Source organism: Myxococcus xanthus, from assembly GCF_006402735.1.
GTDB classification, from domain to species: domain Bacteria; phylum Myxococcota; class Myxococcia; order Myxococcales; family Myxococcaceae; genus Myxococcus; species Myxococcus xanthus_A.
Window position 1 is genome coordinate 5899812 of the sequence record NZ_CP017174.1, and the last position, 22044, is coordinate 5921855.

Annotated in this window: 16 protein-coding genes; 4 read left to right on the plus strand and 12 right to left on the minus strand. The window is 68.8% G+C overall.

What is annotated here, in order from left to right; all coding sequences use genetic code 11:
- Window positions 1–54 precede the first annotated feature (54 nt).
- The 9 genes from BHS09_RS23940 to BHS09_RS23980 form a co-directional block, all read right to left on the minus strand.
- A complete protein-coding gene (locus BHS09_RS23940; protein ID WP_140793541.1) occupies window positions 55–396 on the minus strand; it encodes an anti-sigma factor family protein in 342 nt (113 codons plus the stop codon).
- 38 nt (window positions 397–434) lie between these two features.
- Window positions 435–1064: an RNA polymerase sigma factor gene (locus BHS09_RS23945; RefSeq protein ID WP_140793543.1), complete on the minus strand. Its 630-nt coding sequence runs from the start codon at window positions 1062–1064 to the stop codon at window positions 435–437.
- A gap of 139 nt (window positions 1065–1203) precedes the next feature.
- Window positions 1204–2326, minus strand: a protein-coding gene (gene prfB, locus BHS09_RS23950) for a peptide chain release factor 2 (RefSeq protein ID WP_237079793.1) whose coding sequence is annotated in 2 segments (ribosomal slippage) — window positions 1204–2256 and window positions 2258–2326 — 1122 coding nt in all. Because the reading frame shifts where the segments join, the coding sequence is not laid out codon by codon here.
- Window positions 2327–2344: 18 nt separating this feature from the next.
- Window positions 2345–3667, minus strand: coding sequence for an Lnb N-terminal periplasmic domain-containing protein (locus tag BHS09_RS23955; RefSeq protein ID WP_140793547.1), 1323 nt, complete (start codon window positions 3665–3667; stop codon window positions 2345–2347).
- A 99-nt stretch (window positions 3668–3766) separates the two neighbouring features.
- Window positions 3767–4651, minus strand: a complete 885-nt coding sequence (ybeY, locus tag BHS09_RS23960; RefSeq protein WP_174258879.1) for an rRNA maturation RNase YbeY — start codon at window positions 4649–4651, stop codon at window positions 3767–3769.
- Window positions 4648–7149 (minus strand): HD family phosphohydrolase, encoded by a 2502-nt coding sequence (locus tag BHS09_RS23965; RefSeq protein ID WP_174260581.1) that lies wholly within the window; start codon window positions 7147–7149, stop codon window positions 4648–4650. Before BHS09_RS23965 ends, ybeY begins: the two co-directional genes overlap by 4 nt.
- 133 nt (window positions 7150–7282) lie before the next feature.
- Complete coding sequence (locus tag BHS09_RS23970) at window positions 7283–8368, minus strand: PhoH family protein (RefSeq protein WP_140793553.1); 1086 nt, start codon at window positions 8366–8368, stop codon at window positions 7283–7285.
- Between the two features lie 87 nt (window positions 8369–8455).
- Window positions 8456–9571: a DUF4388 domain-containing protein gene (locus BHS09_RS23975; protein WP_140799151.1), complete on the minus strand. Its 1116-nt coding sequence runs from the start codon at window positions 9569–9571 to the stop codon at window positions 8456–8458.
- A 6-nt stretch (window positions 9572–9577) separates the two neighbouring features.
- Window positions 9578–11785: a hypothetical protein gene (locus BHS09_RS23980; protein ID WP_237079794.1), complete on the minus strand. Its 2208-nt coding sequence runs from the start codon at window positions 11783–11785 to the stop codon at window positions 9578–9580.
- Window positions 11786–11901: 116 nt separating this feature from the next.
- On the opposite strand from BHS09_RS23980, the gene mazG reads away from it, so the two are divergent.
- Window positions 11902–13092, plus strand: coding sequence for a nucleoside triphosphate pyrophosphohydrolase (gene mazG / locus BHS09_RS23985; RefSeq protein WP_140799154.1), 1191 nt, complete (start codon window positions 11902–11904; stop codon window positions 13090–13092).
- Window positions 13093–13231: 139 nt separating this feature from the next.
- Window positions 13232–13507 carry a 30S ribosomal protein S20 gene (gene rpsT, locus BHS09_RS23990; RefSeq protein ID WP_140793561.1) on the plus strand — a complete coding sequence of 92 codons (276 nt, stop codon included), beginning with the start codon at window positions 13232–13234 and terminating at the stop codon, window positions 13505–13507.
- Window positions 13508–13579: 72 nt separating this feature from the next.
- Here the strand turns inward: rpsT and lptE are convergent, their stop codons facing one another.
- The 3 genes from lptE to leuS form a co-directional block, all read right to left on the minus strand.
- Entirely contained in the window at window positions 13580–14053 is a 474-nt protein-coding gene (gene lptE / locus BHS09_RS23995) for an LPS assembly lipoprotein LptE (RefSeq protein WP_237078450.1), read from the minus strand.
- A gap of 88 nt (window positions 14054–14141) precedes the next feature.
- The gene (locus BHS09_RS24000) at window positions 14142–14657 is read right to left on the minus strand and encodes a hypothetical protein (protein WP_237079795.1); all 516 of its coding nucleotides are present in this window, start codon (window positions 14655–14657) and stop codon (window positions 14142–14144) included.
- Window positions 14658–14753: 96 nt separating this feature from the next.
- Window positions 14754–17255 (minus strand): leucine--tRNA ligase, encoded by a 2502-nt coding sequence (gene leuS / locus BHS09_RS24005; protein WP_140799158.1) that lies wholly within the window; start codon window positions 17253–17255, stop codon window positions 14754–14756.
- 366 nt (window positions 17256–17621) lie between these two features.
- On the opposite strand from leuS, the gene BHS09_RS24010 reads away from it, so the two are divergent.
- Both BHS09_RS24010 and BHS09_RS24015 read left to right on the plus strand, forming a co-directional pair.
- Window positions 17622–20663, plus strand: coding sequence for a SusC/RagA family TonB-linked outer membrane protein (locus BHS09_RS24010; RefSeq protein WP_335929615.1), 3042 nt, complete (start codon window positions 17622–17624; stop codon window positions 20661–20663).
- Window positions 20664–20666: 3 nt separating this feature from the next.
- Window positions 20667–22010, plus strand: a complete 1344-nt coding sequence (locus BHS09_RS24015) for a RagB/SusD family nutrient uptake outer membrane protein (protein WP_140799160.1) — start codon at window positions 20667–20669, stop codon at window positions 22008–22010.
- Window positions 22011–22044: the final 34 nt, after the last annotated feature.

Here is a 22044-nt window from a genome sequence, read left to right on the forward strand (position 1 = left end):
CGGCACCGTAGCCAAGCCTCCCCCGGGAAGCAACGCAACACAGCGGAAGGCCGCTCAGGGAGCGACCAGCACCAGGAAGGCGGCCACGGCGGCCGCCAGCAGCAGCGGGATGAGGACCTCCACCGGGAGGCGGTGGTTCATGTGCACCGTGTGCAGGCCCCGCAGACCGAAGCGGCGCTTGCGACGCACACGGTTCATCACCAGGGAGGCGAGCGCGGGCGGGGCCTTCTCACGCTCCACGTGCTGGAGCCGCTGCACCGTGCTGGAATAGCGCTGCCAACCCTGGCGGCAGTCGTCGCAGCCGTCCAGGTGGGTGCGAACCTCCTCCGCCTTGGGGGCGGGAAGCTCGTCGTCGGCGAGCGCGAGGAACAGGGCCCTCGCCTCGCGATGGTTCATCCGCGGTTCCACGTCCCGCAGTCTGCGATGAATGCCGTTCATGGCTCAAGCCGCCCCAGGAGTTCCGCCAGCTTTTCCCGGGCCCGGTGGAGCCGGCTCTTCACCGTGCCCTCCGGTAGCTCGGTGATGTCGATGATTTCGTCGTAGCTGAGGCCTTCGATGTCGCGCAGCGCCACCAGCATGCGCGCGTCCGGCTCCAGCTGGGAGATGGCCCACTGCACCCGGGCGCGCTCGCGCGCGGACTCCAGGGCGGCATCCGGGCCGGGCGCGGTGCCCCCGCCCTCGGAGAGCAGGGCCGCGGCCTCGTCGAACACTTCGGAGCGGCCCCGGCCCCGGCGCTTCAGGTACTTGAGCCGGTTGATGCAGTGGTTGCGGGTGATGCGGAACAGCCAGGTGGACAGCTTCGAGTCCTCGCGGAAGCGGCGGACGTTCTGGTGCACGCTGACGAAGATTTCCTGCACCAGGTCGTGGGCTTCCTCACGGTCTCCCACCATGCGGACGCAGAAGTCGTAGAGCCGGTCCTGGTGGGTGCGCACCAATAGCTCGAAGGCGTCCGGCTCCCCGCGGCGCAGCCGGGCCAAGAGCGCCGCGTCCTGACGGCGCGACTCGGACGCGTCCGCGGCGGCGGCCTCTTCCTGTCCGATTTCGAGCACGCCGCCCGATGACACCCGTGTCCTCCCGCGACAGCCCCTCCGCAGGAGGTGCCGCCGTCCCTCAGCCTACCCTGTCCCCTGCCCCGCGGCCCTCCGACAGCAGGGCCGCGGAAAAGGTTCCGGGCGAAGGCGAGGAAACGGTGAGGCGCGGCGCCTAGTCCGCGCCCGCGCTGCGGTTGGGGTTCTTCACGCCCAGGAGCTGGGCAGTGACGAACTCCTCCAGGTCCCCATCCAGCACGGCGTCCACGTTGCCCGTCTCGATGCCGGTGCGCAGGTCCTTGACCATGCGGTACGGCGCCAGCACGTAGGAGCGGATCTGCGAGCCGAAGGAGATGTCCTTCTTCTGCGCCTCGGCGGCGTCACGCGCGGCCTCGCGCTTCTTCATCTCCAGTTCGTACAGGCGGCCCCGCAGAATCTTGAAGGCCATGTCCTTGTTGGCCGACTGGGAGCGCTCCGTCTGGCAGGTGATGATGATGCCGGTGGGCAGGTGGCGCAGCTGCGCGGTGGACGACGTCTTGTTCACCTTCTGGCCGCCCGCGCCGCCGCCGCGGATGAACTTCAGATCGATGTCCTTCTCCGGGATGTCGATCTGGATGGTGTCATCCACCTCCGGATAGACGTCCACGGACGCGAAGGCCGTCTGCCGGCGCGCGTTGGCGTCGAAGGGCGAAATCCGCACCAGCCGGTGCACGCCGACTTCCGCCTTCAGGTAGCCGTAGGCGAAGTCACCTTCGATGCGCAGGGAGACGTTCTTGAAGCCCGCCTCTTCCCCCGGCACCTCGTCGTTGATTTCGACCTTCCAGCCCTTGTTCTCGCCGTAGCGGGTGTACATGCGCAGGAGCATGGCCGCCCAGTCCATGGAGTCCGTGCCACCGGCGCCGGCGTTGATGTCCATGAAGCAGCTGCTGCGGTCCTGCTCGCCGGACAGCATGCGCGCCAACTCCAGCTTGGCGACGTCGCCCTCCAGCCCCGTGAGGGAGCCTTCCGCCTCCTGGGTGGTGGCTTCGTCGTTGGCCTCGGCGGCCAGCTCGAAGAGCACCTGCGCGTCATCCAGGCCGCGCATCACCTTGTCGTAGGCGCCGACGCTGGCCTCCAGCGTGGCCTTCTCCTTCAGGAGCGCCTGCGCCTTGGTGTTGTCGTCCCAGAAGGTGGGCAGCGTGGACTCGCGTTCAATCAGCGCGATACGGGACCGCTTGCGGTCGAGGTCAAAGATGCCCCCGGAGCGCCAACACACGCTCCCTGAGGCCGTTGATCTTCTCCATCGAATCGTTCGCCATGGCTTCTTTCCGTGTCCTTTAGGGAGTCTTCAGCGATGCGACGGCATCCCGCCGTCCGGCTGACGCGCGGTCCGCCCCGGGAAGGCGCGCCAGCACCCGGTCCAAACCAAATGCGCCCGCCATGCCCAGGGAGATGGGCAGGATGAGTGCGATGAGCCGCCAGTTGTCCTGGTCGAAGGGCGGCAACACCTTGAGCACCACGCCCAGCACGCCCAGGGCGGCCAGCAGCGTCCACACCTTGAACAGGCGCGCGCGGGCCTTCTGGCTGCCCCACGTCAGGGCCACGCCGAAGGGCAGCGCCAGCAGCGTCAGCGGGTTGGCCAGGAAGAGGTTCTCGTTGCGGTAGGTCACCGTGTGGTCTGTCACCAGCCCCATGATGAACAGCGCGGTGCCCGGCAACCCGAGCGCCAGCCCCACCACGGCGTTCTCCAGCCCGAGCAGCAGGCGGGCCACGCGGCTGCCCCGCTGGCGCTCCCACACCGCAAGCCCGACCGCCAGGCTGCCCAGGGCCAGGCCCAGCGCGAGAATCCACGGGCCCCACGGGGGAGGCTCCGCCGGCGGACGCTGACGCTTGGAGGATTCGTAGTGGTTCCAGCTCTTCGCCGCGAGCGACGCCAGCTGCCCGTCCGCGCCCTTCACCTGGAGCGCCGCGACCTGGGCCTCCAGTTCGTCCGGGAGGAAGGCCTCCTCCCACTTCGTGATGGGACGGTCAATCTCGTCGTTCATCATGAAGTCGAGCAGCACGCTCATGGGCGCGTTCACCGCGGTGTAGCGCCGGGTGTGCTCGCGCAGCGTCATCCGCCCCGGTGCCCGGTCCGCCTCACGGAGCTGGCCGCCCGTGGCCACGTCAATCATGTCCCGCAGCCGCGTGACGCAGTTGTCGTTGTAGTGGTGGTACAGATACTCGCGGTTCTCCGGGAGCACGTTGTCCGCCAGCCGCTTCGCCACGACGACGCGCTGCTCGGGCGTGAGGTTGAGTTCCTGCACGCGGACGTCGCGGTCCTCGGCCTGGTAGTAGCGGAAGGTGCCGCCCACCGACGACTGGCCCACCCAGAACTCCAGCCGGCCCATGGCGAAGCGCGCGAGCATGGCCTCGTCGAAGGAGAACATGCCGTAGTTGTAGAGGCGCGACATCTGCCGCCGCCGGTCCTCCACCACCAGCGAGCCGTGGCCCCACCAGGACGGCACGTCATCCCCGGGACTGAACGTCACCAGGAGGATGGCCAGGTCCTCGCCCTGGCTTTCGCCCGTGCCCCACGGCGGCATGGAGGCCGCGCGCGCGGGCGCCGCCAGGAGCAGCAGGCCGAGCAGGCAAGAGGCAATGAGTGATGGGCGGAGCATGGCTTGGTCCAACACGCGGGAGGCCGCCTACCTATCACGCACGCCGCCCGGCTCAACGGGATGGATACTGGATTGTCCAGCGGGGAGCCGGCGGAGGGCCTACATGAGGCTGCGGGCGCGGCGGGCCTTGGCATCCACCTGGAGCGAGTCCGCCACCATGCCCCGCTCGCCCAGGAGCTGTTCCTCCAGGGCCGCCATGCGCTTGGCGTCCCGGGGGCGCTCGTGGTCGTGCCCCAGCAGGTGGAGCAGGCCGTGCGCCAGGTAGCGCGCCATCTCCGCCTCCAGCGAGCGGCCGTACTCCTTGGCCTGCCGCTTCGCCGTGTCCAGGGAGATGACCACGTCCCCCAGCGGGCGCGGTCCGGGTGTGCCCTTGGGCAGGTCGCCCGCGGGGAAGCTCAGCACGTCCGTCGCCTTGTCCTTCTGGCGCCAGGTGCGGTTGAGCCTGCGGATGGCCCGGTCATCCACCAGGGACAGGGACAACTCCACGCCGGACAGCTCGAGCTGCACCAGGTAGTCCTTGGCCCAGGTGGTCAACAGGCGCGCGAAGTCCCGGCCCTGGCCGTGCGCCACCTGGATGGTGACGTGGTTCGCCTGCACGCGGGGCTTGGGCGCCTCCATGTGTGCCAGCTCCGGGCGGAACGCGGGGGCGCACACCGACCAGTAGTCACACGCGCCCTGGCCGTCGTTGCGGTACACCACGCGCTTGCCGCGCGGCACCAGGCCGACCTCGCCCGCGGGGATGCGCTCGCGGCGGCCCTCCACCACGATGGTCAGCTCGCCCGTGAGGACGATGACGACCTCGTCGAACTCGGGGCGCTGCGCGGGTTCGGACCATCCGGGGGGCGCCAGCATCCGCGCGACGGACGCGGAGTCCGTGCTGGTGGTGGCCGCGCCCACGAACTCCTCGATGCGCTTGCCGTCGTCACGGGGAATCAGCTTCCCCTTGCGCAATCTCACGCCATTGCCCCTTCGTGCCCCGCTCATGCTCCCCCCGCGGTCCGCGCCTTGTCCTTGCCTTCCACGGGCCGAGGCACCGCGCCCGCCACCACCAACGGCGGCGCCTTGCCCCCACCCACGGCGCCCGCCGGATAGGCCGGACGCGTGTGGTAGATGCCCTCGAGCGTGTGCAGGAAGGACTGCGAGATGAGGTTGAGGTCCTTCAGCGTCAGGTCACACTCATCGAGCTGACCCTCGGAGAAGATGAGGTTGATGATTTTCTGCACCTGCGCGTGGAGCTTGGGCGTGGTGGGGTCCGTCATGGAGCGCGTGGAGGCCTCCACCGCGTCGGCGATCATCACCAGCGCCGCCTCGCGGAACTGAGGCTTCGGACCCGGGTAGCGGTAGATGCTCTCGTCGATGGGCGGAGCACCTTCCTTGCCCTCCTGCTCCTTCAATGCCTTGTGGTAGAAGTAACCCACCGTGCGCGTGCCGTGGTGCTGCGGAATCGCATCCGCCACCAGCTTGGGCAGCCGGTACTGACGGGCCATCTCCAGGCCCTCCGTCACGTGGCGCTTGATGATGACCGCGCTCATCGCCGGCGCGAGCGCGTCATGGCGGTTCTCACCCTTCTGGTTCTCCCCGAAGTAGAGCGGATTCCGGCCCTTGCCGATGTCGTGGTAGTACGCACACGAGCGCGCCAGCAGCGGGTTGGCCCCAATCGTCTCCGCCGCGTTCTCCACCAGCGAGCCGATGATGATGGAGTGGTGGTACGTGCCGGGCGCCTGGACGATGAGCTCCTTGAGCGCCGGGTGGTTCAGGTTGGCCAGCTCCAGCAGCTTGATGTCCGACGCGTAGCCGAAGGTGGCCTCGATGAGCGGCGTGAGCGCCATCACCATCACCGGCACCGCCAGCGAGGAGCCCGCGAAGGCGCTCACCGCGGTGATGAGGGTGTCGGCCGACAGGCCCTTGCCTTCCACGAGGAAGAGGAAGAGCACCGCCACCAGGTTCACCGCGCCCGTCACCAGACCCGCGCGGAAGATGCCCACGCGGTCCTTCGCCTTCACGATGCGGTCGGCCGCCACCAGCGAACCCACCAGCGTGAAGATGCCGAAGGCCAGCGAGTTGCCCAGCATCACTCCGGTGAGGCAGGCGAAGACGAGCGCGAAGAAGAGCGCCAGCTCCTGCGTGAGGATGAAGCGCACCAGCATGGCGCCGGCCGCCACCGGGAAGGCGTAATAGAAGGCCTCGATGGGCAGCGCGGTGTAGCGGTCCTGTACCGCGTCCGCGATGGACACCCAGATTTGCAGCAGGCCCAGCAGCCCCAACAGCAGCAGGCCCAGCAGCACGCCGTCCTTGCGCGTGGGGCGGAAGCGCCGGAACGCGGCGCGGCAGAAGAAGTACGTCGAGACGATGAGCAGGCCCACCAGGCCCGTGCCGCCCACCTGAAGCTGGACCAGGTCCAGCCGGTCCGTCTCCGCGCGCATGCCGCGCAGGATGACCAGGTGCGACTCATTGACCAGCTCACCGTCGCCAATGACGCGCTGGCCCTTCTTGATGGAGATGACGGCGTCCTTCACCGCCTGGGCCGCCTGGTTCCGGCGCGCGTCCGACTCCGCGATGTTGATGGTGAGGTTCGGCCGGACCAGCCGCTGGGCCAGCCGGAGGATGGCGCGGCGCTGAACGCCCGGCGCGTCCGGCATCAGGTTACCGGGCACCGAGGCGAAGCGCTCCATCTCCTGGTGCGCCTCGGGGACGTCCACCACCTGGGTGGAGCCCCCCGTCAGGGACTCCTCGGCCTTGTTCACCACGTCGCGGACGGTGAGGCCCTGATGCGCCTCCCGCGCCAGCTCCTCCCGGGAGCCCGCCACATGGACCGCGCCGCGCTCGGAGCGATACGCCCGCTCCAGCACCAGCAGCGTGGCCGTCTCCGCCTCCTGCGAGAAGCGGGTGGCATAGAGCGCCTGGAAGTCCTCGGCCTCCAGCACGGCGTCGCGCTTGCCGAAGAAACGCTCCTGGAGCTCCGCCCGCATCTTCTCGCGGGTGCTGCGCTCCAGCTCCAGCATCTCCGGGGACGCGGCGGGCTTGCGTCGGCGGGTCGTCTCGCGCTCCTCGGGTTCCGAGTCGGACTGCGCCTCCGCGAGCTCGTCCAGATGCAGCCGCATGGACGAGAAGGCGGAGCTCACCGTCGACCGCAGCTGCCCCAGGACGGCGGGGTTCAGGTCGTATACCGGTTTGACGGCCGCGCGCGCGTCCTGGCGCCGCTGCTGCGTCATGGCGCGGTGGACGACCTCGTAGTCCCGCGCGGCCTTGAAGCCGGCGGGCGAGCTGGCTCGGAACGGCTTGCCGAGGTTCTCCTCCGCCAGCGCCGGAATCTGCTGACTGTAGAGGCCCGGCGAGATGACGAAGCCCGCGCCAACGGAGACGGCGAGCAGGAGAAGGACCTGGATGGCGCGCCGCCCCCAGACGCCGTTGTCCAGTCCGAGGCGTTCGGCGAGCGCATCCAGTGGACTGCGCCCGGGGGGCTGCGTTTCCGATTCGGCCATGGGGGTCCTCACCCTAGATAAGGCGTCGCGGATCCTTCAAGGACGCAGCGCCTGGGAATATTCGCAAGGGTGGGATGGAGTACGCCCGCCCGGCAGGGTACGCGCGGGTGGGCGCAGGTAGGTCTTGGCACCGTTACTCGACGGCAACGGGCTCGGCGGTGGTGACCCGCGTCGCGGTGGGCACCTGGGCGGCAGCGGTTGCTGCTTCCCGAGCCGCCTGGGCTTCGCGCTGGGCGACGTCCGCCCGGTCGTAGGCGCGGATGACTTCCTGGACCAGGGGGTGGCGGACGACGTCCACCTCTGAGAACTCCGCGAAGTGGATGCCGTCGATGTTCTTCAGCACCGCGCGCGCATGGTTCAACCCGGACATCTTCCCCGTGGGCAGGTCCACCTGCGTCACGTCACCGGTGATGACGGCCTTGCTGTTGTAGCCCAGGCGCGTGAGGAACATCTTCATCTGTTCCACTGTCGTGTTCTGGGCTTCGTCCAGGATGACGAACGCGTCGTTGAGCGTGCGGCCACGCATGAAGGCCAGCGGGGCCACTTCCACCACGCCCTGCTCCAGCAGGTGCGCGGCGCGCTCGGCCGCCATCATGTCGTGCAGCGCGTCGTAGAGCGGCCGCAGGTAGGGATTCACCTTCTCCTGCAGGTCTCCTGGCAGGAAGCCCAGCTTCTCACCCGCCTCCACCGCGGGGCGCGCCAGGATGATGCGCTTGACCTTGCGCTCCTGGAGGAAGGCGACCGCCATGGCCATGGCGAGGTACGTCTTGCCCGTGCCCGCGGGGCCGATGCCGAAGACGATGTCGTGGGAGCGGATGGCGTCCACGTAGCGCTTCTGGTTGATGCTCTTGGGGGAGATCTGCCGGTTGCCGGAGCTCTTGAGCACCGGGCCCAGCATGACCTCCTGCAAGGACTCCGCGCCGCGGCCGAGCACCTTGATACCCTGCTCCACGTCCTCCCGGTAGACGGGGCGGCCGGCGCGGATCATCTCCTCCAGGTTCTCCAGGAGGCGGACGGAGAAGGCGACGGCGTCGGATGGGCCGGAGAGATGGAACTCCGTGCCGCGTTGTCCCACCCGGACCCCGAGGCGCCGCTCCATCAACTTGAGGTTTTCGTTCTGGTTGCCGCAGAGGGCCAGGGCGGTCGCGTTGTCACGAACGTCCACCTTGGCGGAGGCGGTAAGCACTTCGGGCGCTTCCAACGTGGCGGGATTTCGCAATGCGGATTCTTCCTCGGTCTATGTCGCTACGGCTGACACCAACGTAACGCCGCCCCCAGGGCCGCGAAAGACGACTTTGTGTCAGGACTAGCGCAAGGGTGGCAGGAGAATGAACTGCCGAGCGGCCAACCGCCGGTAATAGTACTCTTCCCGCCACGGGTATTTCAGTTCGCCCGGTTTCAACAGTCCAGCCTGCACCAAAGAATCCAGACGCTCGGGCAGCTCACCGCGTTCCAGGCGAAACACCTCGAGCGCGGCCTCGATGCGGACGCGCTGGGCCTGGGAAACATGACGTTGGGCCGCTGAGTCCGCAAATACCGCGGCAACGCCCGCTTCGGGGCCCAGGCGCACGGCCCGGGGCACCACCAGCACCACCGCCGCCAGCACCCCCACGGTGGCGACGAGGCGTCCCACCGGCCCCGCCACGCGAGCAAGCAGGCGCTGGTCCCCAGGAACGGGGGCCGGGGCGCCCTCCGGAAGAATCGGCCGGACGTACTCGCCCTTCACCAGGTTGTAGAGCGCCTTGCAGGTCTCGAACTCGCCCAGGCAGGAGATGTCCACCAGCTTCCGCAAATCCCTCCCGGGCGAAAGTTCATCGTAGATGCGCCGCTCCGAAGGACCGATGGCGCCCAGCTCCCCACCCTCTTCTCCGCGCGGCTGAGGCAGGGCCTTGATGCGTTCGAAGATCAGGTCGTCGCGGTGGATTTTCTGCCGGATGACAGGCCACTCATCCACCATCCGGAAGCCCTCCATGAGCACCGTCTCGGCGCGCAACGGATGGATGGCTTCCGCGTCCGGCTCCACGGGCTCCTGGATGAATTCGTAGGTGCCCGACTTCCAGGTGAAGAGGCGGTAGAGGGTCTCCGTGGCCTGAAGCTGCATCATCGCCTGGAAGCGCTCGGCGGTGAGGGCCTGGCTGGAGACAAGCACGTCCCCCAGCCGCTTGAGCGTGCGGCGCTGCGTCTCCAGGGCCGCCTCGAGCTGCGTCTCGGTGATGAGCTCCGAGCGCACCAGCATGGCGCCGATGAGCTCCTTGCGCTTCCGGGTGACGCTCTCCGCCTTGATGATGTGGCCATCGTTGAAGCCGATGCGCACTTCCTGGTCCTTGGCGCGGACGTGGAGCGTGCCCGTCTTCTGCTGCTGCCCGATGAGCTGCAGGATGTCGCCAATACCAAAGTCCTTCAGTGTGCCTTGCAGGGACATCGCCGTTCACTCCCCCCGCCGCAGACGGCGCAGACCGCGCAACGACAGCAGGTGGACACCCAGCAGCAGCAACGCCGCGGGCGCGAGCTTGAGGTAGAGGGGGGCTTCACCATAGGGCCCCCTCACCAGGCCCTGGTGCAGGAGCACCGCGGCCAGCGCGAAGAGGAAGCCGAACGCATACAGCGCGCCGCGGACCGGCACACCCGAGGCCACGTGCCCCGCGCCGGACAGCACCGCGCCCAGGACGTACGCCACACGGCCCGTCCAGGCCTGATGTCGGTCCACCTGGAGCTGCTTGCGCGCCCGCAGCTGCTGCGGCACCAGCCCCCGGCGGGAGAAGACGTTGACGCACTGGCCACACTGCTTGCTGCCCACACCCAGCTCCGGGTCGCAGCGCACGCACACCGCGCGGCCACAGCGCTCACATACCTTGGCCGCCTTCAAGCGGTCCCCCGCGAAGCCCCACAGGGCCAGCAGCACCGCCAGCGCCACGGCCCCCGCGGAGGCCATGGGCCCGGGCGGAAGCCCCGGGAGCAGCCAGCGCGACAGCTGCGTCTCCACCTGGCGCCCCGCCCCCGTGCCATCCGCGAGCGGAAGCCAGTCGGACTCCCCCAGCTGCGGGGCCAGCAGCAGCAGGTTGAGGAGCAGCCGGTCCTCCGGCGGCGGGTCCCGGACCAGCAGCGCTCCATCCAGTGCCTGCGCCGAGGCCATGGCCGTGGCAGCGCGATCCAGCTCCTTGCCGACCTCCGAGTCCGGCAGCGTCTTCGCCCTGCGGCGGACCACCTGCGCCAGGTTGTAGTGCGGAGCCGCCAGGTCCGGCGCGGACTGCGAGGCCTGCACGTAGAGCAGCGCCGCACCATCCGCGTCTCCCAGCGCGACCAGGGTGTTGCCGAAGCGCGTGAGCAGGCGCGCATCCGAGTTCTTCAGCGCCGAAGCCGCCTTGAAGTGCGTCCTCGCCTCTTCCAGCAAGCCGCGCCGGGATTCGAAGTACGCCAGCGACAGCACCTCCGCGAACGTCGCCGAGCGGGACGCCATCCGCGCCAGCACGCGCGCCCGCGCCTCCTCGGCGGACAGGCCGCCCCGCTCCAGGAGGTACACGTCCTCGGCCGGCGTGCCCGCGAACGCCGTGACACGCGCGAGTTGCCCCGCCGCCAGCGGCAAGAGCCCCACGCCCGCCACCAGCACCGCCGCCACCACCCGCTCCGTGCGCGAGAGATAGAGGGACACGGTGGCCAGCATCACCAGCAGCGCGGGCAGCACACCCAGCCCCAGCACCCACGGCAGGCTCAAGAGAAGCAGCCCCAGGACCAGGGACTGCCACCGGGAGACGACTCGCGGCAGCAGGTGGTGGAAGTCATGCAGCGCGTAACGGAGCTTCCGTAGGAAGAACAAGCCCATCAGCAGCACCGCGGTGGCCCCCCAGGCCAGCAGCACCAGGGCGCCCAGGTCCGCCAACACGGGCCGACGATAGCGAGCATCCTGCGCCAGTGTCGTCAGCGCCTGCCGAACCTGCCCCAACGAGCGGGACACCTCGCCCGGCTTCTCCAAGGCGTAGAGCTCCGCGAGCTCGAAGCGCGCGTAGGGCAGCCCCGGCGACAGCTCGACCGCCACCTCCGCCAGCCGCACCGCGCCGGCAATGTCCCCCGCGCGGCGGCGCACGGCCGCTTCACGGAGGAAGCCCACGCTCAGGGGCTCCAGGTCCGTGGCGGCCAGCTCGACGCGCAACGTCCGCAGTTCCTTGAGGGCCGCCGCCGCGGCGTCCCGATCATTCGTCGCGCGGGCCTGCCGCCACCGGTTCCAGATGGCTTCCAGGTCCGCATCCGTCACCCGTGGCGCCAGCACCGGACTCAGCGTCACCGGCCTGGGGGTGATGACCGTGGGTTCCTCGACCGGCGAAGGACTGGCCGCCGCGGGAGTCCGGCCATTGGCGGGGGCCGATTCAACGGCCCTGACATTGCGCGCGGGCGCCCTGGGCGCGTCGGCGGCGTCCTCGGTGGAGGCATCCTCCGCGGCGGAGACGTCTTCTTCCGGCGCGTCCTCCGCGTAGGCGGCGTCATCCACCGGATCCATGGACTCGTCCCGCAGGTCGGGCTCCATGGGGCCCGGATCCACCTCGGGAAGGCGCGTGGGGGCTTCCAGCTGCGCGGACGCCACGACGGGCACCAGAAGCGTGAAGCCACTGAGAAGGAGGGCAAGAAGCGGCAGGCGGATCATCCAGGGGGTGGATTGTAGGCGACCCAGGGCCAAGCGCGAAAACGAACGCCAGCCCGGCTGCCCACCTGCCGCGTTTGCCGGACAGCACCAGACCCCTGCGTGCTACAGGAACGTGCATGGCGGACACGACGCTGAACCCCGGGGCGGAGCTGGAGCGACTGGTCGACATCATGCGGCAGCTGCGCGCGGAAGGCGGCTGCCCGTGGGATCGCGAACAGGACCTGCGCTCGCTGCGGCCCTACCTCCTGGAAGAGGCCTTCGAGGTCCTGGAGGAGATGGACCGGGTCGCCTACGGCGGCTCCTGGCGGACCTTCTGTGAAGAACTGGGAGACCTGCTTTTCCAGATTGTCTTCCACGCCCAGCTCGCCTCGGAACTGGGGGAGTTCTCCCTGGCCGATGTGGCGAAGGCCATTGGCGACAAGCTGGTCAGCCGGCATCCCCATGTCTTCGGCAACGGCCAGCGCATGGAGGGCGCCGAGCAGGTCCTGGACAACTGGGCCAAGCTGAAGGCCGCGGAGAAGAAGCGCAAGACGGGCCGGGAGGGCTCGGTGCTGGACGGCGTCCCCGTCGCCGCCCCGGCGCTGATGCGTGCCGAGCGGCTCACGGAGAAGGCCAGCCGCATCGGCTTCGACTGGCCGGACGTCGCCAGCGTGCGCGCCAAGCTGACGGAGGAGCTGGGCGAGCTGGACGAGGCCATCGCCGCGAATGATCGGGATGCCATCGAGCACGAGCTGGGGGACGTGCTGTTCTCGCTCGCCAACCTCGCGCGCTTCGTCGGGGCGCCAGCCGAGGACGCGCTGCGGATGGCCATCCGCCGCTTCACCGCCCGCTTCCAGCACATCGAGTCCGCCCTCCGCGCCGAGGGTGTCGCCCTGGGGGATGCCACCCTGGAGCACATGGAGCGCCACTGGCAGGAGGCCAAGGCGCGCGAAAAGGCGCTGCCTTCTCCGACCTGGGTTCCTCGCGCGCCCGTCACCACGCTGCGGCTGGCCGTGGCGGATCTTCCCGCGCAGCGCGCCTTCTGGGACGCCCTGGCGCCCCGGCTGGGGTGGACCCGCCGCAGGGCTCCGGAAGCGGATCAGGTCCTTTATGAAGACGGGGGCCTTCGGATCGCCTTCGAAGCGGTGGGGACGCCCACGACGGGCCTGAGGCTGACCCTGACGGCCCCCTCCCAGGCGGCGGTGGAGCGGCTCCCCGGCATCCTCGCGGAGATTCCGGGGAGTCGGCTGATCCAGCACCAGGCCGGCCGACTCTCCTTTCAGGATCCCGCGGGGCTGGTGTGGGAATATACGACTTCGGTAGAGTGATTTTCCTCGCAGGTACCCTCGGCGGGGCGTCCAGAGCCCGGAAATCCCGGCTGGAGGCCCACACCCGTCTTGACGCCTGCGAGGCGTCGCAGTAAGGACGGCCCCTCTTTTAGCCTGCCATTACCGCTGGAGATTTCTCTTGGCCAACACCAAGTCCGCAGAGAAGCGTCACCGTCAGTCCCTGAAGCGCCGTGCGCGCAACGTCACCGTGCGCGGTGAGGTGAAGACCGCCGTCAAGTCCGCCCGCGAGGCGCTCGGCAGCAAGGATGGGGCGAAGCTGACGGACGCCATCAAGTCGGCCGCCAAGGCGCTGAACAAGGCCGCCACCAAGGGCGTGCTGCACAAGCGCACCGCTTCCCGCCGCATCTCGCGTCTCGCGAAGGCCGCCACCAAGGCCGCCCGCGCGCAGGCCTAGTCGAAGCCTCGGGGCCACCTCGCGTGGCCCTGCTTCATGCGTGCAGGCTGCCGGGAGGAGGCTCTTGCCTCCTCACCAGGCGCCCGCGAGCCGGTCGTACCCGTCCCGCATCAAGACCTCCGCGAGGCGCTCGAGCGCGACCTGCCGGTTCGCCTCCGCCTCCAGGATGTCTCCGCTTCCCAGCACATAGTCCTCGGACCCGAAGACCTCCGTCTGCTTGAGGACCTGTCCGTCCTTCACCACGCGGATCTGCGCCCGAGCAGAGACGCGGAAGAAGAAGCCCGGGCTCGCGCTCCTGCCCACAACGGTCGTGGGCGTGTTCGCCACCGACAGCACCGTGCCCTCCATGCGCCCGTCGCAGGACTCCGCGCTGCCCAGCCGACCCACGCGGATCAGCTCCTGCCGTAGGAAGCGCGTGAAGACGGTTTCCAGCGTGGGCTCGGGCGTCGCGTTGACGAAGACAGGCGCGCAGAGGGACGTCACGCTGGCCGGTAGACCGTCTCCGCGAGGCGCCAGGCGGTAGCCACAGCCCGCGGCTACCCACATTCCCACCACCACGCCAATTCGAAGGCGCCGGGGTCCGACAGCGCAGGGTCGCGACATGCGCGGCACCCTACCCGGCCCGATCGGCCCGTCAAGACAGAGGGCCACCGTCTTGTGTCGATGGAGGCGGCGGCGGTGACGACTCACCGTCGACAGCCACGCCGCGCACCCGCAGGGCCTCCGCCAACGACGTCCACGCCGCCAGCAGCCGCGTGTCCCGGGGAGAGCCCCGCCGCGCCAACCCCAAGGGCCAGCGCACCTGCGCCCCCTGCCGAGGCACCAGGACGAGCCCGTGTGAACGGCACGTCAACGCCAGCAGGACGCCCAGCGCCGCCATGCCCAACCCCAGCACCTTCAGCGCGACGGGCTGCGCCCACAGGCCCAGCAAGGCGAAGACGGTCAACGCCAGCGCCTCCCGGAAGTAGCGCGACTCCAGCCGCGCCTCCCGCAGCGAGTCCAGCTCCACGGGAGGCACCATGACCGACGGGTGCGGTTGATAGAAGAGCCGCGTCCCCTGGCCGGAAAGCATGCGCCCTCCGCCCAGGTCCGCGACGAAGAACGGCTCCTCCGGTGCCGGGCCCCCGGGAAGGGGCGCTTCGGGAAGCACGGCCTCGCAGGCAATGCACCGCGGGCGGCCCGCCGGTTGGGGCCGCCCACATGCACCACACATGACGAGAACCTCGGCAGGCACCCGGGTCCCCGCTCAGGTGGCGACGAAGTTCACGAGGCGCTTGGGGACGAAGACGAACTTGCGCAGCGTCTTCCCCGCCAGAGCCGCCTGGATCTTCTCATCCGCTTCCGCCGCGGCGCGCACGTCCGCCTCCGCCGCGTCCGCGGCCACGCGAATCTCCGCGCGCAACTTGCCATTCACCTGCACGGCGTAGGGGATGACGTCGTCCACCACCAGCGCCGGGTCGAACTCCGGCCAGGCCTGCGCGACGGTGAAGTCCTTGCTGCCGTAGGCCTCCGCGATTTCGTCCGCGATGTGCGGCGCGAACGGCGTGAGCACCGCCGCCAGCAACCGCACGGCCTCCGCCATGGCGGCCTTCTCCGCGGCCGTCTCAGGCGTCCCCTGTGCGGCGAGCGCGTTGACGCCTTCCATGATGCCGGCGATGGCCGTATTGAAGGACAGGCGCTCGATGGCCTCCCCCACCCGCTTCAGCGTCTTGTGGGCGGCGCGGCGGATCTCCAGCGCCTTGCCTTCGTAGGGCCCGTCATGGGTGGCACCTGCGGCCGCCGCCTGGTGTGTGGCGGCCAGCGTCCAGACGCGCTTGAGGAAGCGGAACACGCCTTCCACCTGCTCATCGGACCAGTCGAAGTCGCGCTCCGGCGGGCCCGCGAACAGCACGTAGGCCCGCGCCGTGTCCGCGCCGTACCGCTGGACGATGGAAGAAGGCGCCACCACGTTGCCCCACCGCTTGGACATCTTCCGGCCATCCGGACCGTTGACGATGCCCTGGGTGATGAGCCGCGTGACGGGCTCGTCCACGGGGCTCAGCCCCAGCAGCTTCATCACCCGCGTCCAGAAGCGGAAGTAGAGCAGGTGCATCACCGCGTGCTCGGGGCCACCCACGTAGATGTCCACGGGCAGGAAGCGCTGGGCCTCCTTCGGGTCGAACGGCGCCGCGTCGTAGTGCGGAGACAGGTAGCGCGCGAAGTACCAGCAGGAGTCGACGAAGGTGTCCATCGTCTCCGCCTCGCGCCGGGCAGGCCCGCCGCACTTCGGACACGTGGTGTTCACCCACGAGGTCACCTTCGCCAGCGGCGGCTCACCCTTGCCGGTGAGCACCGCCTGGGTGTCGATCTCCGGCAGACGCACGGGCAGTTGGTCCAGAGGCACCGGGATGCCGTTGCGGTCCGGGTCGCACTTCTCGCAGTAGACGATGGGGATGGGCGTGCCCCAGTAGCGCTGGCGGCTGAAGCCCCAGTCCTTCTGGCGGTACGTCACCGTTGCCTTGCCCTTGCCGTCCTTCTCCAGCGACGCGGCCATGGCCTGACGCGCCTGCTCGGACGTCTGACCCGTGTAGGCGCCGGAATCCTCCAGGACGCCGTACTCCGTATAGGCCGCCTCAAGCTCGTCACCCGGCGGGAGCTTGTCACCGGACGCGGGCTGGATGACGACCTTCACGGGCAGGCTGTACTTGCGCGCGAAGGCGAAGTCGCGCTCGTCATGCGCGGGCACGCTCATCACCGCACCGGTGCCGTAGTCGCTCAGCACGAAGTTGGCGATCCAGATGGGGACCGCCTGCCCGGTGAAGGGATTTTCCGCGTAGGCGCCGGTGAAGACCCCCTCCTTCTCCGTGCCCTCGCCCAGGCGCTCCGTCTTGGACTGGGCGGCCATGCGCTTGGCGAAAGCCTCCACCTCCGCGCGGCGCTCCGGCGTTGTCACCTGGGCCACCAGCTTGTGGTCCGGCGCCAGCACCACGTAGGTGCAGCCGAAGATGGTGTCGATACGGGTGGTGAACACGCGCAGCGCGGCGTCGTGCCCCTGCAGCCGGAAGTCGGCCTCGGCACCGTCCGAACGGCCAATCCAGTTCCGCTGCGCGGCGGTGATGCGGTGGGGCCACTCCTTGAGCGTGTCCAGCGCGTCCAGCAACTCCTGCGAGTACCGGGTGATGCGGAACGCCCACTCGGGCATCTCCTTGTCCACCACGGGGGAGTCGCAGCGCTCGCAGACGCCGTCCTTCACCTGCTCATTGGCGATGACGGTGTGGCAACCGGTACACCAGTTCACCCTGCTGAAGCGGCGATAGACGAGCCCACGCTCCAGCATCTGGATGAAGAACCACTGATTCCAGCGGTAGTACTCGGGCGCGCCGGTGTTGACCTCGCGTTCCCAGTCGTAGCAGTAGCCCAGACTCTTAACTTCCTTCTTGAAGGACGCGATGTTCTCGGCCGTGCGCACCGCCGGGTGCACGCCGTCCTTGATGGCCGCGTTCTCGGCCGGCAGGCCGAGCGCATCCCAGCCCATGGGATGCAGCACGTCGAAGCCCTTCATCCGGAAGTAACGCGCGTACACGTCCCCGAGCAGGTAGTTGCGGACATGCCCCATGTGCATCTTCCCGCTGGGGTACGGCAGCATCTCGAGCACGTACTTCTTGGGTGCCCCGGGGCGGCTGCCTGCCCGGAAGATGCCCGCGTCGTCCCAACGGGTCTGCCACTTACCTTCAATCGCCTGCGGCTCGTAACGCTCGTTCATCGCCATATCTATCGAGTCTCTTAGAGTGGGGACGTGCCCCAGGCAACTAGTCTCGCCGGGACAAATCCGTCCCGAGCGGACGACGGCCCCTGGGGCGACTGACGGGAGGGCCCCCGGGGCCCCGGCCGCCTTCCTCGGCCCTCCAAGGACCGCCCCGCTTCTTCAGCCGGTGACGCGCCGCGGCCTCGCTGATGACAGGCGCAAATCCCTCGGGCTCCAGCGGCGGGCAAACATTCTCGCCAACCTGGATTCAAAGATTAGCAATAAAAGTGAGGATATGCCGTTGACGGCCAATCGTTGAGCCAGTGACGATTCACCTCACCGGCATCCTGCCTTGGGGGGAGCCGTCCATCCGCAGCGAGTGAGGACCGAATGACGCTGAGAAGGGCGTTGATTCCGGGGTGCGTGTTTGCACTCTTCTCGTTGGAAACGCTGGCTCAGGACGCGAATATCGCGCCGCCTGCTCCCGAAACACAGACGCCGGGGACACCCGCGCCAGGGGTTGCGCCACAGCCGGCGCTCACGGCGCCCTCGCCCGCGCCCGCCAACGTGCGCACGGTGAAAGGCCGCGTCGCGGACCGGCTCACCAACGAGGGACTGCCGCTGGTGCGTGTCATCATCAAGGGCACCACCCAGGGCGTGGAGACGGAGCTGGACGGCACCTTCACCCTGCCCAACGTGCCCGCCCGCGCGGTGACGCTGCTCTTCTCCAGTCAGGACTACGGTGAGCGGGAGGTGCAGATTGGCGCCAACCAGCGCACCGTCGAGGTCGCGCTGGAGAACATCTTCGCGGAGGAGATGGTGGTGGTGGGCCGCGCCAGTGAAGTGGCGCGAAAGAACCTGGCCAACTCGGTGGCCTCGGTGAATTCCGAGGAGATCAACCGCGCCCCCGCCCAGACGGTGGACCAGGCGCTCCAGGGCAAGGTCGCCGGCGCCAACATCCAGAGCAACGGCGGCGCGCCCGGTGGCGGCCTCCAGCTCCGGCTGCGCGGCGTGTCCACCATCAACGGCTCCTCCGCCCCGCTCTACGTCATCGACGGGGTGCTCGTCAGTGACGTGGCCATCGCCTCCGGTGTGTTCGCCATCACCGAGTCCGTGGCCGGCGCCAACGCGAACCCCACCCAGGACAACCAGGTCAACCGCATCGCGGACATCAACCCCAACGACATCGAGAGCATCGAGGTCCTCAAGGGTGCGTCCGCCGCCGCCATCTACGGCTCCAAGGCCGCCAACGGCGTGGTCATCATCAACACCAAGCGGGGCCGCTCCAGCGAGCCGCAGTTCGAGGTGACCCAGCGCCTGGGCATGTACACGCTGGCCAACAAGCTCGGCACCCGCCGCTTCAACAGCGTGGACGAGGTGCGCGACACGTTCGGCGAGGCCGCTGCCCAGTACTACGTGGAGGGTCGCCGGTTCGACCACGAGTCCGCCCTGGCCGGCCGCCGCGACTTGTCCTCGGAGACGCTGGCCAGCGTCAGCGGCGTGACGGGCAATACGAAGTACTTCGCGTCGGCGATGATCAAGAACGACGAAGGCATCATCGCCAACACCGGGTACGAGAAGCAGTCGTTCCGGCTGAACCTGGGCCAGAAGCTGGGTGAGTCGGTGGAGGTCAACGTCGCCACCAACCTGGTTCACTCCCTGGGCCAGCGCGGTCTGACGAACAACGACAACGCGAGCATCAGCAACTACATGGTGCTGCCGCACGCGCCGGAGTTCCTCCCGCTGGAGGCCAACTCGGACGGCGTGTACCCGCAGAACCCCTTCCTCTCCAACCGCGCCAACCCATTGCAGACGGCCGCGCTGGTGAAGAACGATGAGAATGTGTGGCGCTTCATCGGGTCCGGCGACCTGACATGGCACCTGTGGAAGACGGAGGCCCACCACCTGCGCGTGCTGGCCAACGCGGGCGTGGACCGGTTCCAGCAGGAGAACTCGCTCTTCTTCCCGCCCGAGCTCAACTTCGAGCCGCTGGATGACGGTCTGCCGGGCTCGTCGCTCTTCGGAACCAGCCAGGTGCGCAACCTGAACTCCGGCCTGAACCTGGTGCACACCTACAAGCCCACGTCGGGCGGCATCGTGGCGACCACGTCAGGCGGTCTCCAGTTCGAAGAACGCAACATCGACTCCGTCTACATCGTCAGCAAGAACCTGAACGCGGGCCGGCAGAACGTGGACAGTGGCACCGTGGTCAACCTGCGGCAGAACCGCTCGCTGGTGAGGGACCGGGGCTACTACGTCCAGGAGGAGCTCCTCCTGCTGGACGAGCGGCTGACGCTGGTGGGCGCGCTGCGCGGCGAGCAGAGCAGCGCCAACGGCAACCCCAACGCGCTGTTCCTGTACCCGAAGCTGGCCACCGCCTACCGGATTCCCTCGTTCCACCCGAAGGTGAACGAGTTCAAGGTCCGCGCGGCCTACGGTGAGACGGGCAACCTGCCGCTGTACGGAATGAAGTTCACCGGCCTGCGCGCCACCGGCAACATCGCCGGCAGCCCGGGTCTGGTGGGCACCGGCATCGCGGGTGACCGGAACATCAAGCCAGAGCGGCAGCGTGAGATTGAGGCCGGCGTGGACGCCCTCCTCTTCGGCGGCGACGTGGTCGCGGAATTGTCCATCTACCAGCGCAACATCAGTGACCTGCTGCTGCAGCGCGCCCTGGCCCCGTCCGGTGGCTTCGCCACGCAGATCTTCAACGGCGGCTCGCTGCGCAACCGTGGCGTCGAGGCCATGCTCCAGGTGACGCCCGTGCGCGGCGGCTTCGAGTGGACCAGCGGCGCGACGTTCGCCCTCAACCGCAGCCGGGTGACGGACCTGCCCGTTCCCGCGTTCCTCGCTGGCGGATTCGGCACCAGCCTGGGCGCCTTCCGCATCGAGGAAGGCGCGACGGCGACGCAGATTGTCGGCAACGACGGCGTCGACGAGAACGGCCGCCCGATTGTGCGGAAGATTGGCGACACCGAGCCCACCTTCCGCATGTCCTTCACCAACAGCCTCAAGTACCGGGACTTCAGCCTGTCCTTCCTGTTCGACTGGCAGCAGGGCAGCGACATCATCAACCTGACGCGGTACATCTACGACGACGCCGGGACGTCACCGGACTTCACGACGGGGGGCCGCGAGCGACTCGTACGGCAACGTACGCACGCGAGCACGTACATCGAGGACGCCAGCTTCCTCAAGCTGCGTGAGGTGACCTTCATGTACCAGTTGCCCAAGGACTGGGTGTCCATGGTTCCCGCGGTGAAGTCCGCCCGGCTCAGTCTGAGCGGACGCAACCTCCTCATGTTCACCGGCTACTCCGGGTTGGATCCGGAGGTGAGCAACTTCGGCAACCAGGCCGTCGCCCGCAACGTGGACGTGGCCCCCTTCCCTCCCAGCCGCAGCTTCTGGACCTCCATCGACGTCGGGTTCTGAGCCATGACCATCCAACTGACCAAGAAGGCTTTCGTGGGGCTCTTCACCGTCCTGGGCCTGAGCGGCTGCGGGAGCCTGGACGTCCCGGACCTGAACAACCCCAGCCTCGATGACTTCCGCGAGCGGCCCACGCGTCCCGCGGTGCTCACCGCCGCCACGGGCTTGCTCCTCGGCCACCGCGCTGGTGTCGCCGCTCCCAACGGCTACGTGGCCCAGCTCGGCATCATCGGGCGCGAGGCGTACGTCTTCGACCCCGCGGACCCGCGCGCCGTCGGCGAACTGCTGGGCCCCACCCTGGACCCCGGCGGCCCGGCGTTCGGCGGCAATCACTGGACCTCGCCCTACCTGAACATCCGCAACGCCAATGCGCTGCTGGACTCCCTGGACAAGGTCCCCAACACGCCCGACGCAGAGAAGGAGGGCCTCCGCGGCTTCGCGAAGACGATGCAGGCCCTGGACTTCCTCGTGGTCATCAACACGCGAGACACCGAAGGGGCCCCCATCGACGTCAACCTGCCCATTGGCCAACTGGCCCCCATCGTGGGCAAGGAGGCGGTGTTCGAGCGAATCGCCGCGCTGCTCGACGAGGGCCACACCCACCTGGAGAACGCCGGGGAGACCTTCCCCTTCCAGCTCAGCCCGGGCTTCGCCGGCTTCAACACGCCCACGACGTTCCGGCAGTTCAACCGCGCGCTCGCCGCACGGGTGGCGGTGTACCGGGGGCGCTACCCCGAGGCGCTCAGCGCCCTGAGCCAGTCCTTCCTCAACCAGACTCAGCCGTTGGAGCTGGGCGTCTATCACTCGTTCGGGACGAACTCCGGCGACACCGACAATGGCCTCATCAGCGTCAACGTCTTCGCGCACCCGTCGATCGTCACCGACGCGGAGCTCCAGGACGATGGCACCGTGGATGACCGCGTGGTCCGGAAGCTCACGCGCCTGCCCGCGGTCCGGACCGCGGCGGACGGGAAGCTGTCGACGGAGTGGCGCTTCCGCATCTACCCCACGAACAACTCGCCCGTGACCATCATCCGCAACGAGGAGCTCATCCTCCTGCGCGCCGAGGCCAACATCGGTGCTCGGAACTTCGGCCCGGCCGCGGACGACCTCAACTTCATCCGCACCACCTCCGGCCGGCTGCCGCCGCGCCTGGACATCGATGAGAACAATGCCCTGGATGAGCTGCTGAAGCAGAAGCGGTACTCGCTCCTGTTCGAGGGCGGCCACCGGTGGATTGACCTTCGGCGCTACGGGCGGCTCGACTCGCTCCCCCGCGAGTTGGATCCGGACATCGCGCCCCACGAGCGCTTCCCCATCCCCGCGGCGGAGATGAACGCGCGGCAGTAAACGCTTCTCGCAGTCTTTGAAGCTCCAGGTGCAC

Coding starts and splice junctions, on each gene's coding strand:
- ybeY (WP_174258879.1), bottom strand. CDS start 4,651: ATGAGCGGGGCACGAAGGGGCAATGGCGTGAGATTGCGCAAGGGGAAG.
- mazG (WP_140799154.1), top strand. CDS start 11,902: ATGGCGGACACGACGCTGAACCCCGGGGCGGAGCTGGAGCGACTGGTC.
- BHS09_RS23965 (WP_174260581.1), bottom strand. CDS start 7,149: ATGGCCGAATCGGAAACGCAGCCCCCCGGGCGCAGTCCACTGGATGCG.
- BHS09_RS23975 (WP_140799151.1), bottom strand. CDS start 9,571: ATGTCCCTGCAAGGCACACTGAAGGACTTTGGTATTGGCGACATCCTG.
- BHS09_RS23940 (WP_140793541.1), bottom strand. CDS start 396: ATGAACCATCGCGAGGCGAGGGCCCTGTTCCTCGCGCTCGCCGACGAC.
- BHS09_RS24010 (WP_335929615.1), top strand. CDS start 17,622: ATGACGCTGAGAAGGGCGTTGATTCCGGGGTGCGTGTTTGCACTCTTC.
- leuS (WP_140799158.1), bottom strand. CDS start 17,255: ATGGCGATGAACGAGCGTTACGAGCCGCAGGCGATTGAAGGTAAGTGG.
- BHS09_RS23980 (WP_237079794.1), bottom strand. CDS start 11,785: ATGATCCGCCTGCCGCTTCTTGCCCTCCTTCTCAGTGGCTTCACGCTT.
- BHS09_RS24015 (WP_140799160.1), top strand. CDS start 20,667: ATGACCATCCAACTGACCAAGAAGGCTTTCGTGGGGCTCTTCACCGTC.
- BHS09_RS23955 (WP_140793547.1), bottom strand. CDS start 3,667: ATGCTCCGCCCATCACTCATTGCCTCTTGCCTGCTCGGCCTGCTGCTC.
- lptE (WP_237078450.1), bottom strand. CDS start 14,053: ATGTGGGTAGCCGCGGGCTGTGGCTACCGCCTGGCGCCTCGCGGAGAC.